10 protein-coding genes and 1 pseudogene are annotated in these 15,319 nt (G+C 59.0%); 6 read left to right on the forward strand and 5 right to left on the reverse strand.

Annotation, left to right across the window (positions count from 1 at the left end):
• Positions 1 to 1,779 carry a hypothetical protein gene (locus FJ398_09700; GenBank protein ID MBM3838224.1) on the forward strand — a complete coding sequence of 593 codons (1,779 nt, stop codon included), beginning with the start codon at positions 1 to 3 and terminating at the stop codon, positions 1,777 to 1,779.
• A gap of 13 nt (positions 1,780 to 1,792) precedes the next feature.
• Positions 1,793 to 3,235 (forward strand): DUF1501 domain-containing protein, encoded by a 1,443-nt coding sequence (locus FJ398_09705; GenBank protein MBM3838225.1) that lies wholly within the window; start codon positions 1,793 to 1,795, stop codon positions 3,233 to 3,235.
• A 147-nt stretch (positions 3,236 to 3,382) separates the two neighbouring features.
• Here the strand turns inward: FJ398_09705 and FJ398_09710 are convergent, their stop codons facing one another.
• The 3 genes from FJ398_09710 to FJ398_09720 form a co-directional block, all read right to left on the reverse strand.
• On the reverse strand, positions 3,383 to 4,096 hold the full coding sequence (locus FJ398_09710; protein MBM3838226.1) for a type II secretion system protein: 714 nt from the start codon (positions 4,094 to 4,096) through the stop codon (positions 3,383 to 3,385).
• 465 nt (positions 4,097 to 4,561) lie between these two features.
• Positions 4,562 to 5,467 (reverse strand): DUF1559 domain-containing protein, encoded by a 906-nt coding sequence (locus FJ398_09715; protein ID MBM3838227.1) that lies wholly within the window; start codon positions 5,465 to 5,467, stop codon positions 4,562 to 4,564.
• A gap of 365 nt (positions 5,468 to 5,832) precedes the next feature.
• Positions 5,833 to 7,431 carry an alcohol dehydrogenase gene (locus FJ398_09720; GenBank protein MBM3838228.1) on the reverse strand — a complete coding sequence of 533 codons (1,599 nt, stop codon included), beginning with the start codon at positions 7,429 to 7,431 and terminating at the stop codon, positions 5,833 to 5,835.
• Positions 7,432 to 7,844: 413 nt separating this feature from the next.
• Between FJ398_09720 and FJ398_09725 the strand changes: the two are divergent.
• Together FJ398_09725 and FJ398_09730 are read left to right on the forward strand one after the other, a co-directional pair.
• A pseudogene (locus tag FJ398_09725) lies at positions 7,845 to 8,168 on the forward strand (prepilin-type N-terminal cleavage/methylation domain-containing protein).
• Positions 8,169 to 8,908: 740 nt separating this feature from the next.
• Positions 8,909 to 9,745 carry an amidohydrolase gene (locus FJ398_09730; protein ID MBM3838229.1) on the forward strand — a complete coding sequence of 279 codons (837 nt, stop codon included), beginning with the start codon at positions 8,909 to 8,911 and terminating at the stop codon, positions 9,743 to 9,745.
• Positions 9,746 to 10,113: 368 nt separating this feature from the next.
• Here FJ398_09730 and FJ398_09735 read toward each other — a convergent pair whose 3' ends face one another.
• A complete protein-coding gene (locus FJ398_09735; GenBank protein MBM3838230.1) occupies positions 10,114 to 11,184 on the reverse strand; it encodes a prepilin peptidase in 1,071 nt (356 codons plus the stop codon).
• A gap of 314 nt (positions 11,185 to 11,498) precedes the next feature.
• Positions 11,499 to 12,329: a shikimate dehydrogenase gene (locus FJ398_09740; protein MBM3838231.1), complete on the reverse strand. Its 831-nt coding sequence runs from the start codon at positions 12,327 to 12,329 to the stop codon at positions 11,499 to 11,501.
• 221 nt (positions 12,330 to 12,550) lie between these two features.
• On the opposite strand from FJ398_09740, the gene FJ398_09745 reads away from it, so the two are divergent.
• Both FJ398_09745 and FJ398_09750 read left to right on the forward strand, forming a co-directional pair.
• Complete coding sequence (locus tag FJ398_09745) at positions 12,551 to 13,336, forward strand: radical SAM protein (GenBank protein ID MBM3838232.1); 786 nt, start codon at positions 12,551 to 12,553, stop codon at positions 13,334 to 13,336.
• A gap of 145 nt (positions 13,337 to 13,481) precedes the next feature.
• Positions 13,482 to 14,936, forward strand: coding sequence for an aspartate aminotransferase family protein (locus FJ398_09750; GenBank protein ID MBM3838233.1), 1,455 nt, complete (start codon positions 13,482 to 13,484; stop codon positions 14,934 to 14,936).
• Positions 14,937 to 15,319: the final 383 nt, after the last annotated feature.

Here is a 15,319-nt window from a genome sequence, read left to right on the forward strand (position 1 = left end):
ATGAGAGTCAAGAAAGTTCAAATTGAGAATTTCAAGCGTTTCGAGTCGTTGACCGTCGAACTGCGATCATTCGATTGTCTGGTTGGCGCGAACAACTCGGGGAAAACGACGCTTCTTCAGGCGTTAGCGTTATTCGATTTTTGTGTTCATCATTGTTTGAACCGCAAGAATGGCACCCTCGAACTTCGACGGCGGACGATCTCACCCGAGGACTTCTACGTCTTGCCCGTGACGAATCCGATGGACATATGGACAGACCGCAAAACTATGGAAGGCGGCAAACAGCGCCGCGTGAACATCACGGTCCAATTCGAGAATCAAACGGCGGTGACGGCAACTGTGAAGCTCGATTACAATCGTTTTGGTGTTTCCATCGCTCCCTCGGATGAATCGCCCGAGGCGCTGACCCAACTGACAGCGTTTCGGATGGCGTATCTACCGGTGTTTTCCGCCTTTCTCCCGCGAGAAGAACGACGCCTCTCTGCCGCAATCGAAGACGAGCTGGGGCGCGGGCGGGTTCACAGCGTCATTCGAAATCTGCTCTTGGAAATTCGGAACCAAAATCGTCAGGATGACCTGATCGCCATTCTCCGCCGAAGCTTTCCGGCGCTGAAGAATCTGCAGATCGAGTTCGATGAAGTGACGGATCGTTACATCACCGTCACGTATCACGAGCAAGGCAGGCCTAAGGATTTCGATATTTTCTCCGCCGGCAGCGGGTTCCAACAGTTCTTGTATCTTTTCGGGTTCGTCTTGTTGCGGCGTCCTTCTGTCATCTTGCTGGATGAGCCCGACGTGCACTTGCATGGTTCGCTCCAGGCCGTATTGCTTGAGGAATTCAAGCGACTGGTGAGTGAAGGCAAGCAAGTCTTGGTCGCGACTCACTCCCGAGATCTGATCACGCGAGTGAGCCCCGAGAATATCTTGTCGCTTGATCAGGGGGATCCTAAACGCCTGGCGCTGGCTTTCGACATTTACGATACGCTGGACCGTCTTGGATCGATTGACCCGACTCATCTGGCGCTCATCCAAGCCTACCGGCGTGTGGTCCTGGTCGAGGATCGCACGGATCGGGATTTTCTCTCCGTTTTCTGCGCGAAATGTCTCGGGCCTGAAGTCTGGCAGCAAGTTGAACGGCGAGTCGCATTTGGCTATGCCAAGGGCAATCCGTGGAAACAGCATGACCTTGTGCGGTTGCGCCAACTCCTGCAGCAAATGATCGCAGTCACCGGTCCGGCGTTGGAAGTTTTTGTGGTCGCCGATCGAGACTATCATCCGGACGTGGAGACTTTGCGCCAGTCGCTGCCTTCGGAGCACCTGCATTGGCACATCTGGCACCGGGCTGAGATTGAGAATTACCTTTTGCACCTTCCAGCGGTCGAACGTCTGTTGCAGATCCGGGATGATCAATTGACCCTGGATCACGAGCTTCTCAAAAACGAATTCTATCGACTCATTGAGGCATCGAAGAATTCGGCAAATGACCGGTTGGTCCAGGCGTTCGATGAGATCCGGAAAAGATCGAAAGAAAATTGGGACGCCGCAACGATGGCTCGCATGGCTCTTGAATTCCTCGAAAAGCACTGGTCCACCCAGCGATTGGCTTTGGCAGATGCCAAAGATGTTGTGCTCCCTGGCCTGAAGCGTTGGTTGCAGGAGAACGGCATCGGCCAGTTTTCCGACAAGAAACTCGCTGAGACGCTTTCTTCCCAGGACCTGCCTGAGGAGGTGCACGATCTGGCGAGGCGGCTGGCCCGGTTTGCCGGGCTGACACTTTAGTCCATCGCGTCCTATGTTTAATCAGCAACTCGCACTGGCCATCACCCGCCGCCATTTCTTTCGCGAGTGCGGCGTCGGCCTCGGCAAAATCGCTCTCGCGTCATTGTTGACCGACGCGTTCGCCGCGCGAGCTTCGACCTCCTCCGTGCCGATTCGCAATCCGTTAGGCCCGCAAACACCGCACTTCACTCCGAAAGCGAAACGCGTGATTCACCTGTTCATGGCGGGCGCGCCCAGCCAGCTCGACCTCTTCGATTACAAACCGAAATTGGCTGAGCTCGAAGGCAAGCCGCTCCCTCCTTCAGTCATTGGCGGCCAGCGTTACGCGTTCATAAGGCCGGATGCGGCGGTGCTCGGTCCGCGCTACAAATTCTCCCGCCACGGCCAGGCCGGCGCGGAGCTTTCGGAAATGCTGCCTTACCTGGGACAAGTGGTGGACGACATTTGCCTTGTCAGATCCGTGCGGACCGACCAGTTCAATCACGCGCCGGCGCAGCTCTTTTTGAACACGGGTTTCTCGCAGCCGGGGCGCCCCAGCCTGGGTTCCTGGGTGCTCTACGGATTGGGTTCTGAAAGCAGCGATTTGCCCGCGTTCATCGTGATGTCCACCGGGGCCGGCATCAGTGGCGGCGCGGCCAACTGGTCGAGCGGCTTTCTCCCCACGCTTTACACCGGCGTGCGCTTCCGCAACCAGGGCGACCCGATTCTGAACGTGACGAGCCCCAAAAGCGTGGACGCGCGCCTGCAACGCGACACGCTGGATTTGATCAGCGGATTGAACCGGCAGCGGCTGGCGACGGAGGGCGACCCGGAGATCGCAACGCGCATCGCGTCCTACGAAATGGCGTATCGGCTCCAATCCTCGGCGCCGGAGCTGATGGACTTGAAAAGCGAAAGCAAGACCACGCTGGAAATGTATGGAGTGGATCCGGAGAAAGCTTCCTTCGCGCGAGCCTGCTTGCTGGCTCGGCGCATGATCGAGCGCGGCGTCCGCTTTGTGAACATTTACCATGAAGGCTGGGACGCGCACTCCGATGTGGCGGGGAATCTCAAAACCAATTGCGGCGCGACTGACCGCGCCAGCGCGGCGCTGATCCGCGATCTCAAACAACGCGGGCTGCTCGAGGAGACACTGGTGATTTGGGGCGGCGAATTTGGCCGCACGCCCATGGTGGAAACGAATGCGGCGTTGGGGCGCAAACAAGGACGCGATCACCATCCGCAAGCCTTCACGATGTGGATGGCGGGGGGCGGGATCAAATCGGGCGTCAGCCTGGGGGAGACGGATGAATTGGGTTTTCACGTGGCGCAAGACCCGGTTCACATCCACGATTTGCAGGCGACGATTCTGCACTTGCTCGGACTCGACCATGAGCGTCTGACTTACACGTATCAAGGCCGGCAGTTCCGGTTGACGGACGTGCACGGGCAACTCGTGAACCAGATCTTGGCCTGAGGATAACGCTTTCACAGGATGCACTTCAGATAAACCAGACGGTAGGGCGAGCCTGTCCTCAGCGAGCCGAGTCGGACGTGTTCCAAGCGCGTCGAGCGGCTCGCCGGGACGGACTCGCCCTGCCATCGACTGAATTCTGCAATGCGCTCAGTCGCGCTCGAGGGTGAAGAGACGAAGGGGAGCCTTGCGCAGCAATTCGACGTGGGTATCGACAAACACGGCGTTCGCGCGGCCTTTGGGACGTTTGGGACCCGCGACGCCGCGATCTGTGTCCGCGCTTTTCTCATTGCCGCCGCTGTGGCGGTAACAAACGTTTGCGGTTCCCTGGCCGTCAGCGTAGAGACACGCGTCCCACCCGTCCGTATCGGCGTAGAGCAACGTGCCCGGGACATCCTGGACGTGGCGGGAACCGATGTCTTTTCTTCCGCCGTTCACGTGGACGTTCTGGGCGTAGGCGAGGAATCCCCAGAATCCGCCTTCGCGCAGCGCGTTGCCGAGCCGTTCCTCCGGGCGGGCCTTCTGCAAACTGGAAGGACAAATAAAGACGCCTTGACCCGAAACATTCGTGTTTCTGCCGAGATATGGCTGGAGCTGGCGATACCAGATGGGAGGCGTTGAAAGCGCGAGCAATTCCGACGGCGGCCAGCCGATGGGATAAACCTGGTGGTCTTCGTCATACATCAATGCGGCAATGCCGAGCTGGCGCAGGTTGCTCTGGCATTTGGCGGACTTCCCCTTGTCCCGCGCACGCGCGAGGGTTGGAAGAAGCAAACTGGCCAGGATGGCGATGATCGCGATCACGACGAGCAGTTCGATCAAGGTGAAAGCGCGGCGGGCGGGTTTGGACGATGTCGGGTTCATAGAGGCGTTTGGCAAAAAACTCAGCCGGACTTGGACTCTCGCTTTGTCGTCAGACCGTAACCGAGGAGCGATCGGTTTGGCAACCGAGGAGTAACCATGACCCCGGAGTAGCGACGGTGGCGCGACGCTCCTGCGGAGCTTTTCTTCGATGGCATTGGCTCGGCAGGAGTCGCCCCACCGTCGTCACTGTAACTCAGGGGGTTTTCCCGATTCGCGGCTCGCCGTACTGTGCAGTCCGTGGGATAAGCTACAGCGCGTGGTTATTGGACGCCGCGTTCCCCCTCACCCTGGCCCCACCCTGGCCCTCTCCCTCAGGGAGAGGGAATCCTGCGCCCGGCGTATGGACCGATCCTCTACGCTCAGCTTGTCGGAGTGCGGCGAACGATTCTCCCTCTCCCCAGGGGAGAGGGTTGGGGTGAGGGGGAAGGAAGCATCGCCTATCCCGCGGTCTCCTCAGTAACTGCGCTACCAGAGCCCGAACGCGCCGCCTTCGTCCCACAACTGCGAACCGCGATAGGACAGCATGCGCGAGATGTCCTTCCACGCGACCGAACCATCGAGCTTTCCCACGTTGCCGCCTTTGGCGCCGACCTGCCTCGGCGTTTGCTCGTACGAATCGAGGTGTTGCTCGAAGTAGGATTCCTCCCGGACGACCGGCCCGCGCGCGGTGTGCGGCGCGAGGATGCGCGGGAAGCTGTAGCAATACACGTTCAAGTCGGCTAACAAAACCAGGGACGGATCGTCGGAGGTTTTCTGCGGTGAAATCCACGTGTTGGTGATGCTTCCGAGCGGCGGCCAGGGCGTATTCAGATGGCCCCCCATGTAGTGATAACCAATCGCGATGCCGTAATCCAGGTGCGTTCGCCAACCCTCTTGTCTCTCGAACGGCCTGGCCAGGTTCGGACAATCGAGCACGCGCAGCGGTTCGATATATCTCAGAATGTTCGTTTTGGTCGCGCTGGAAAGGATCGGCGTATGGGTGTCGTTTTTGTCGCGATTATCCGTGTCGCCGCGCGGCAAAAACTCCTGGTTGTCGCCGGCGTAAATGTGAGTCGCCAGGATGAACTGCCGGGCGTTGTTCAAGCAGCTTGCGCGGCGAGCGCGTTCCTTCGCCGCGCTCAACGCGGGCAAAAGCATGGCCGCCAGAATCGCGATGATCGCGATGACGACCAACAGTTCGATGAGCGTGAAGGCGGCGAAGGTAGGGCGGTGCTTGGCCCAGGCGCCATGCACACGGCCCACTAACCACGCCCGGCATGTAGTCCCGGCTTTAGGCGGTCCGGTGCGCTGGGGCCGCCTAAAGGCGGGACTACAAACCAACGCAGGTTCAGGGGAAGCTGCCTTGGTCTGGGAACCATGCACACGGCCCATGAACCGATCGCCGGTCGGGCGAGTTCGTCCCGGCGAGCCGCTCCACGTGCTTGGAATACGTGTGGATCGGCTCGTTGGGGACAGGCTCGCCCTACCCGGCGGTTCATGGGAAGGTCCCTTGGCCTCAGTGCCACGCACATGGCCCATGAACCGAAAACCGTGCGGACCGCAGCCTTCAGGCTGCTTCCGCGCGCTCTCCGAAGTCGAGCGTTGAAGCGGCCTAAAGGCCACGGTCCGGAGGAACGGTTCATGGGAAGCCTCCACAGCATTCATGATTCGATTCATCCCGCACCGCCGTTTCTCAGTTTGTCCTCGGCCAAAATAGCAGAATCGAGGCCATCGCCCAATGGGTTGCTGGCCGTATTTCACGGGCGCTCCTGTGCCTTAAAGTACCGCCTTGTTTGCGTCGGCTCGATGGGAACCTCGAAGCGCAATTGCCCATTCTCAACCGTAGGGCTGATTGTGAGCTTGGTCCAGTTGTTGGCGCCGGCGTTGATGCCGTCGATGGTCAGGACATCGATCTTCGCGGCGCGGCCTGGATCGAGCGGCGAGCCGTCTTCGCTGGCAATCGACATGCGGAACACGCCGTTTTGTCCGGAGAACGCGGGATTCAATTTGAGACGTGAAATCGACGGGGCTTTGCCCGCCGCGTCGATGCACGCTCCCTCCGTCGTGCTTCGGAAGTAGATGCGCCCGTTGCTGAGAGCGGGCACGTTCCACGTTTTTCCATCCAGCGCGCGGTAACGGCCCAGTTCGGTGTAGGAGTTGGGATTCGGGTCCACCAGCACGAGCCAGCCATTCGCGCTGGTGGCGAGAATCTTTCCGTCCGCGACCAGCACGCTGCCGTAACCAAAGCCACTGACCGACCATTTTTCCGTACCGGTCGCCAGTTCCACGCATTTGAGCGCGAGGTTATCCTGTCCGAACATGCCGTAAAGGTGGCCGTTGAAATGCACCGGCGTTGCCCAGTGATTCATCAGTTGGTTCGGCTTCGACCATAACGGGGTCGCGGAAAAAATGCTGCCGGAAGGCGTGACACTGACGGTCACGGCTCCGGCTCGTGCGGAAAAACCTGGATAAGCGCGCGAGGCATACACGCGATCGCCCGCGACCACGGGTGACGCCGCCACGGAAGTTCCATTGTACCGCAGCGCGTGACGCCAGAGCACACTGCCAGTCTCCGGCGCCACGGCGACCAATCCGGACTGCGCGAAGAAGATGGCCTGGCGCACGCCGTTAATGGTCGCAGCCACGGGGGTGGCTTGAGTCAGGCCATCGGATTGTCCTTTCCACGCGAGCGAACCGTCCTGTTTCCGGAAGGCCAGAAGATGTTCGTTCTGGCGGCCATTGCTGTTGACGAGCACGAGATCGCCCTCGATCAACGGAGAAGCTGCGTTCTGCCAGGGAATGAAAACGCTGCCGAATTCCCGCTCCAGATACTTGTCCCAAACAATTCTCCCGGTCGCTGCTTCAAGACAGGCCAGGTGCAAATACGAAGTCAGCACGTACACGCGATCGCCATCGACCGACGGCGTGGAACGCGGCCCGTCATCCGAACCCACGCCGCCGTTGGGATAATCCGCGACGTCCAGCGGCGTGGCCCAAAGTTCCCGGCCAGTGGCCGCATCGAGCGCGACGCAGAATTCTTGTTCCGCCCCTCCCGCGCGCCGGTTCACCAGGGTGAACGCCCGGCCGCCACCGATCGAAAAAGAACTCAGCCCGTGCCCCAGGGGAACTTTCCAAATTTCCCGCGGTGGTTCCTGCGCCCAGTTGGATCGGATCGGGTCCGTCGAAGTGCCGTCGTGGTTGGCGCCGCGATATTGCGGCCAGTCGGCAGCCCTGGAACTTGCACTGGCGAGGATGATCACGGCAATGAGCGGCCCAACGCGATTCTGCACAGCGACCCCGTCATAAAGTGAGAGCAACCCTCTCTTCCGCTTGTTCCCTGGAAATGAATTTTTCATAGAGGTTATTCTTGCGTTTCCGGCGCGCGCCCAAGGCCGCAAAATTACTGCTTGGACCGCAGGATGGACGACAAAGCTCGTAGCGCAGAGTTGCACTCTGCCGTATCGCAGAATTGTATTCTGCGGGGCGTCTCCCAGTCCGAGCCCGCTGGGACTTGCCGGCGCCCTGCCGATTGGAAATCGGCGATACCGCAGATTGAAAATCTGCGCTACGGTTCTCCGGTCGATCTGTCGTCAATCCCACGGTCTGCACAGTAAGCAGAGTCAGTGCCAGCGAATTCCGGTTGCAGGTGGGAGTTTGAATGAAGAACTTGGACAATTCACCCACCGCCCATCTGCGATGCGCTCTGCGTTGCAGCCGCCAAGCAAGAAGACAATGGCCAGTGGAACGAGGTTACGCTATAAGCGCCTTGATGATCACTCCGCTCGAACGCCGAGTTCGTACTCGACAGGCGACTTCATCGACAAGCCCGCGGCAACGTCGCGGAGTGGCTCAACTTTCCGGCGATTCGCCTCCATTGGCGTCCATCCGCGATTCATCAGCAAATTCCCTCGGCCTGCGCAATGATTTGGGGGCTTTCACTCTGATCGAACTGCTGGTCGTGATCGCCATCATCGCCATTCTGGCCGGAATGCTTTTGCCGGCTTTGTCGCAGGCCAAAGAGCGCGCCAAGCGGACCCTTTGCATCAACAACGTCAAGCAAGCCACCCTGGCGCTGACGATGTACGCCGACGACTTCAACGGCCAGTTTCCGCGGGATGGCGAATACGATCCACATTGGGTTGGGCATCCCTTTCGCGACATTCTCCACAAAGACTACGGCATGAAGCGCGACCAGTTTTATTGCCCTTCCAATCCCACCTGGAACCGAGATGATTTCTGGAAGGGCCTGTCCGCGAACTCCACCGTGATCGGCTATTTGTATCTGGCGGGCGAACCGCGCTACGACAGCGCATCGCTTTACGGTCCCGGCGTGACCAATCGTCCCGTCTTCCCGATGAAGAACACGGATCGCCCGCATTTCCCGCTGCTCTGGGCGGATATGAACCGGAAACTGGACAATTCCTGGATGCGTCCCGGAGATCCCAATCCGCTCGTTCGAGGCGTGAATCACTTCAATCTCTCCGGCAAAGCGCCGGCGGGATTGAATGAGGGATACATGGATGGCCACGTCGCCTGGGCGTCGGCCAAGAAATTCCTGCAAACTCACAAAATGGATTTTGGGGGGTTGAAGATTTATTTCTACGGGGAGACGGATCGTCCCAACTGAATCGATCGACATTCTCACTCGTACTCCTGGCCAAAGAGATTTGAAATTTCATTCAACCACGGATGAACACGGATTCACACGGATAAGAAGAAATCAAATCCGTGTTTATCTGTGTCCATCCGTGGTTAGAAATCCGAGAGACATTTTTCTCCGAGATTCTCAAAGTCAGAGCTGGCTGAGCCGCTTCCACCCCGAGATTTCGCCCCATGCCAATCGACGCCCATCAGCACTTCTGGAAATACGACGCCGGCGAATATCTCTGGATTACGGAGGAGAAAAACATCCTCCGGCGCGATTACCTGCCGGAGGACTTAGAGAAGGAACAGGCCAAGGTGCAGTTCGACGGGTCCATTGCCGTTCAAGCGCGCCAGACTCTCGAAGAATCGCACTGGCTTCTGAAGTTGGCCGACCGAAACGACCGTATCAAAGGAGTCGTCGGCTGGGTGGACTTGGGCTCGGATCGCGTTGTCGAGCAATTGGAGACCTTCGCCGCGCATCTGAAATTCGTCGGGGTCCGCCATGTCGTGCAAGATGAGCCGGATGATCGGTTCATACTTCGCCCGGAATTCCTCTGTGGACTGGAAATGCTAAAACGGTTCGACCTGACCTACGATCTGCTGATTTATCCGCGGCAACTTCCCGCTGCCCTCGAGGTGGTGAGTCGATTTCCGGAGCAGCCGTTCGTTCTTGATCACCTTGCCAAACCCCAGATCAAGGACCGTGTCCTATCACCCTGGAAGGAGCAGATTCAAGAGCTGGCAGCCTTCCCAAATGTTTTCTGCAAAATCTCGGGAATGGTGACGGAGGCTGATTGGCGCGCGTGGAAACCCGAGGACTTCACTCCTTATCTCGACGTCGTCTCCGAAACGTTTGGCGAAGACCGATTGATGGTGGGCTCGGACTGGCCCGTTTGCCTGCTGGCCGCGTCCTACGCGGAGGTGGTCGCTCTCGCGCGTGATTATTTCAAGTCATTATCCGAGGCCGCGCGGAAGAAAATCTTTGGCGAGAACGCATGCAAGTTTTACGGCATCGGCTGCTCCTGAATCTGGTTCTTCGCTGTTTTCAAAGTGGCGACGCACCGGTGGTTTGATCGTCACCTTCCGCCCACCCCGGCCCTCTCCCTCGGGGAGAGGGAGAATGGACTCCAGCGCTCGGCGCAAATGATGCGTCGTGGCTGGCCAACGGTGCGAACCGAGATTCCCTCTCCTTGGGGAGAGGGCCAGGGTGAGGGGAAAGGGAGCGGACATCGGCCGGTTGTTTCCAGGATTGCCCACGGCGCCGGCCACTGAAAACAGCGAAGAGCCCTGAATCTGGCCATGAGCGGTTGGTTCGGTGTTCGGTGTTCAATGTTCAAAAGCGCCCGACCCTCGACTCTGAACTTTGGACTTTGAACCTTGAACTATCGCACCCGTCACCGTGCCAGCCACCATTCCGTGAATTGCCGGCCGCCAAAAACCCAGATTGTCGCAGCCAGGGCGATGTACGGACCGTACGGAATCCGGCTCGACCAGGCTTGCTTCTTCAGCAGGATCAACGTGACGCCGACGAGCGATCCGATCATCGAACTGACCATCAAAGAAAAGATCACCGCCTTCCAACCCAGGAACGCCCCGATGGCCCCCATGAACTTCACGTCCCCGAGTCCCATGGCTTCGCGCGGGAACACGATTTCGTCGGTCACGACTTCCATGCGCGGGACTTGTTCCGGATCGAACACATCCTCGCCTACTTGAAGCGAAGTGGGCGTCAGGCGGACAAACGTTTCGCGGATGTAGCAGCGGTCGGGCAACTCCACGCGCTTCGCGTCGAACTCGATGGCGTCCGTTTTGCGATAGAATTTCTCTTCGTACGGGATCTCCTCGTTCGGAAGCTGAATGCAGGTTTCCGTGAAGACGATTCGCGTGTCCGGCTCCAGAACGAACCGTTGGCGTCCGAACAGAAGCTTCCCCAGGCGCAGAATGGCGTAGATCAATCCGGCGCCCACCGCGATGCCGATGAAACTCTGGCGCAAGGCGACGGCGCGGTCGGCCGTGCCGTGCAATTCCGGCACTGCGGCAGCGCACAGAAAACCGGCCACGATGCCGCCCAGCGTGATTTCATCGGGGATGATGAAATGTTCGTAATCGATGAACGTGGCGACGATGAATCCGGCGAGTAATAGCGCGTAAGCCAGAACGAGCAGCGGCGTGGCACGGCCATAAATCAGCCAGCACGCGAGGAACGTCGCGCCGGTGATGAATTCGACGATCAGGTAACGGATTGAAATCGGCCCGCCGCAGTTCGCGCATTTGCCGCGGAGCCAGAGCCAGGTGAAGATGGGGATGTTCAAATACCACGGAATGGCGCCGCCACAGTGCGGACAACGGGAGCCGGGCCAGACAATGCTTTCTCCGCGCGGCAGGCGATAGATGCAGACGTTGAGCAGGCTGCCCACCATCGAGCCGAAGACAAAAAACACCCCCGACCAAAAATGGAACGGCATCAGCGCCCAGGCGTCGCGCACGGAATGTTGAGAGTTGGGGGTTGAGAGTTGAAAGTTCCGGGACAGCCGATTCCCTCTCCCGCTGGGAGAGGAAGAATCATATTCTCAAGTGCCGGCCGTTCGTCTTGCTCCGGAGCCACGCTGCGCACGGAAATCGCTTTGGCACTTCCCATGAACCTGCGGTAGGGCGAGCCTGTCCCCAGCGAGCCGATCTGGACGTGTTCAAAACCCGTCGAGCGGCTCGCCGGGACGGACTCGCCCTATCGGGTTCATGGGGCGAGAGCATGGTAATCAGACCAAGGCAACTTCCCATGCTACCCATAGACTTCTTCCTCCAACGCTTTCCTCATGATTTCTTCCGGCGCCGGCTGGCCTGTCCAGATCTCCAGGGCTCTGATGCCTTGATAGAGCAGCATCCCCAGTCCATTGGCCGTGCAGCAACTCGCCGCTTTGGCTGCACTCAACAATTTCGTCTCCGCGGGGCGATAGATCATGTCATAAACTTTTCGTGCCCGTCCCAGCGCAAACCGCTTCTCGTCGATGGGCAGCGGATCTGTGTCTTTGAGGCCGAGCGACGTGGCATTCACGACGAGATCGACCGCAGCTTCCGGATAACCAACTTTCACTTTCACCGCCGGGCAACGCTGCCAGATTTCGCGGCCAATCGCCTCCGCCTTTTCTTCCGTCCGATTCACCAAGAAAACGTTGGACACGCCTTCTGCGGCCAATTTCAGCGCGGCGACACGGCCCGCGCCACCCGCTCCCAAAACCAACACCGCCGCGCCGCGCAGGTTGCAGTCGAGGTCTTCCGCCAGCGCCCGCACCAGCGCGTCCGCATCCGTATTGAAGCCGCGGGCGCGCACCGCGGTAACTTCGCCTGGTGACATTTGGCCGAGCCAGGCCCAATCGCCGTTCTCGCGACGCCCCTCGAAGCGGATCGTGTTTACAGCGCCCCACGCCCGCGCTGATTCATCGAGTTCATCCACCATTTCGAGCGCCAGGAGCTTGTGCGGGAGGGTAAGATTCAAGCCGACGAACTTCATTGCTTTCGCGCCTGCGATGACCTGGCGCAGTTCGGTTGGATGAACATCAAAGGCCAGGTAACGCCAGTTCAGTCCGAGCGTCGCAAGGCCGGCGTTCTGCATCGCGGGTGAAGCGGAATGCTGAATGGGGTGCCCCAGCACCGCGCAGTAGCGCGTCGTCGCCGAGATCGGTGCATTCCTCAAATCAGACACGCGGCGCAAGATACCGCTTAAGTTCAAAGTTCAAAGTTCAAAGTTCAAAGTTCAAAGTTCAAAGTTCAAAGTTCAAAGTTCAAAGTTCAAAGCAGTGGTGGTTAAATCCCATCCGAGCCGAATCGAAATCAATGACCGAAACGCTGGTCATCAACGAAATCTACTTGAGCCTCCAGGGCGAAAGCACATTTGCCGGGCTGCCGTGCATCTTCGTCCGGCTGACGGCGTGTGATTTGCGGTGTTCGTACTGCGACACGGCTTACGCGTTCACGGAAGGAAAGAAAATGTCATCGGCAGACGTGCTGGCCGAAACGCGAAGGCTGGCGGCGCCTTTCAAGACCCGCATGTGCCACACGATGGAAGTGAAGGCTTGCGTCGAGGCGCCGCAAGCTGCACGCGGGGCGCGTGCGCTCCCCCTGGTCGAGTTGACCGGCGGCGAACCGCTCCTGCAAAAGGCGTCCTTGTCGCTGATGAAGTCGCTCTGTGACGAGGGCTTCACGGTCCTCCTTGAAACCAGCGGTGCGCACGACATTTCCCCAGTCGATCCTCGGGTGCATTGCATCATGGACTTGAAATGCCCGAGCAGCGGCGAGGTGTCGCGGAATCGCTGGGAGAACTTGAAACATCTCAAAGCGAAGGATGAGATCAAATTCGTGCTCGGGACTGCGCAAGACTATCAGTGGGCCAAGGAGCAACTCGCACAGCATCGACTTGCTTCAATTTGCCCCGTGCTTTTCTCGTGGGTCTCGCCGCTCACAGTCGAACAGCGACACAGTTCGCTCAAACACGCCCCGCTAGGCCAGACAGCGATCTCGAGAAAGGAACTCGCGGAACGGATCATCGCGGACGCGTTGCCCGTGCGTTTCCAACTGCAAATGCATAAAGTGATCTGGGCGGTTGATTCGAGGGGAGTCTGATCGTGACTAATCACATGGACAACCACGGATCAATCGACTTCGTCTCGGCGTATCGGAGCACCGGTGTGTCGGCGGTGCTTTTCGGGCTCCGATACTCCGACACTCCGACACTCCGACACTCCGACACTCCTTCCTCGTGAAGCGCATGTTCAGTTGGAATCGACAGAAGACACTCGCGCTGCTCCGTGAGTACGAATGCCGGAATATCACATACATCGACCCGGATGGTTCGTGGCCGATTGTCTGGAAGCGCGCCAGAGGTGTCTTCGTTTGGGACAGTGCGGGCCAGAAGTATCTCGACCTGACAGCGGGTTTTGGCGTCGCCGCCACAGGACATGCAAACCCCCGAGTCGTTCAGGCGGGGCGGCGGCAAATGGGCGAACTCCTGCACGCCATGGGGGACGTCCATCCTCACGCACTCAAAGCGCAGCTCGCGCGAGAATTGAGCCGCCTGACCTTCGAGCGATGGCGGCAATCCTCCGCCCCTTCCCATGAACCGGGTAGGGACGGATTCCACTCCGTCCCTGACTTTGTTCAGCGATCGAAAAGACAATTTCATGGACGCGGTGGAACGCGTCCTTACCCGTTCAAGGGCCGTATGCGCGGCTTGTCGGTCGGCGAAGCTTCCGAGCGCACGCGTCTTCAGGGCAAAGCAATCTTCTGCAATTCGGGATTTGAAGCGGTCGAAGCCGCGCTGAAGACGGCTTTGCTCGCCACGGGGAAACCGGGTGTTATTGCGTTCCGCGGCGCGTATCACGGGACCGGTTACGGCTCGCTAAATACGACGCACCGAGAGCATTTTCGCGTTCCGTTTCACTCTCAGCTTGGCCGGTTTGGCCGCTTTGTCGAATTCCCGGCTCGCGCGGGCCAATTAGAAGCTGTGGAGAGTTCGATTCGCAGCCTCCTTAGGAGCCGAAGAATCGGCGCCATCCTTGTCGAACCGATACAAGGCCGCGGCGGGATCAACGTGCCTCCGATCGGGTTTTTGCCGCTACTTCGCCAGCTTTGCAATGACATCAACGCCTTGTTAATCCTGGACGAAATCTACACGGGCTTTGGCCGCACGGGACGCTGGTTTGCGTGCGAACACAGCGGGACCGTTCCCGACGTTATCTGCCTGGGCAAGGCGTTAGGGGGCGGGTTCCCGCTTTCTGCTTGTGTCGGACGCGCAGATTTGATGGATGCGGCCTGGCCAGCTTCGACGGGGGAAGCGATCCACACGAGCACTTTCCTGGGGCACCCAGTGGGCTGCGCCATGGCGCTGGCGCAGATCAATGAGATTCGCCGAAGAGGATTGGTGAAGCAGAGCCAGGCGATGGGAAGAGTTCTCCTTGAGGCGCTTGCAGGCGTGAAATCCACGCCTCCTTTGCGGATTTTGGCGCGCGGTGTGGGGCTGATGGCCGGGCTGGAGCTGAGACTTCCGAAAGGCCGTCCCGCAACGGCCAAGACCCTCCAGGCGATCAAAGAGATGTTGCACAGAGGATTCGTGGCGTTGCCGGAAGGAGAACATGCTAACGTTATCAGCTTCACGCCACCCTTGACGATTACTGCATTTCAATTGCAGCAAACAGTCGATGCTTTACGCACGATCTTTAGGTAGAATTCTCCGAAACACTTCGCCATTGCACGTCCCCCCTCTCCCTGGTCCCTTCTCCCCCTCCAGGAGGTGTCTGTTAGCGTGGTAGGGACGGATTCCACTCCGTCCCTGACTAAATCCTTGAGGCGTCGATTGAAGGGAAAAACGGACCACGGAAAACCAGGGCCTCCGTTGACCCATCGTCTCTTCCTGGGCGGCGGTCTGCTTCAAGGCTTGATTTGGGACGGAGTGGAATCCGTCCCTACCACGCTGACACGTACCTAAGTGGTCCGTTTCGTAAATACGCTCACGTTCGTTGCGCCCAATTTGGCCTGGGGCAAGGCGCGACGAGCGAGCATCCCCCGCCAGTGGGGCTGTGACCGAGGAGCAACGCAGCCCCAGGCAAA

The organism is Verrucomicrobiota bacterium (assembly GCA_016871535.1).
In the GTDB taxonomy this organism is placed as follows: domain Bacteria; phylum Verrucomicrobiota; class Verrucomicrobiia; order Limisphaerales; family SIBE01; genus VHCZ01.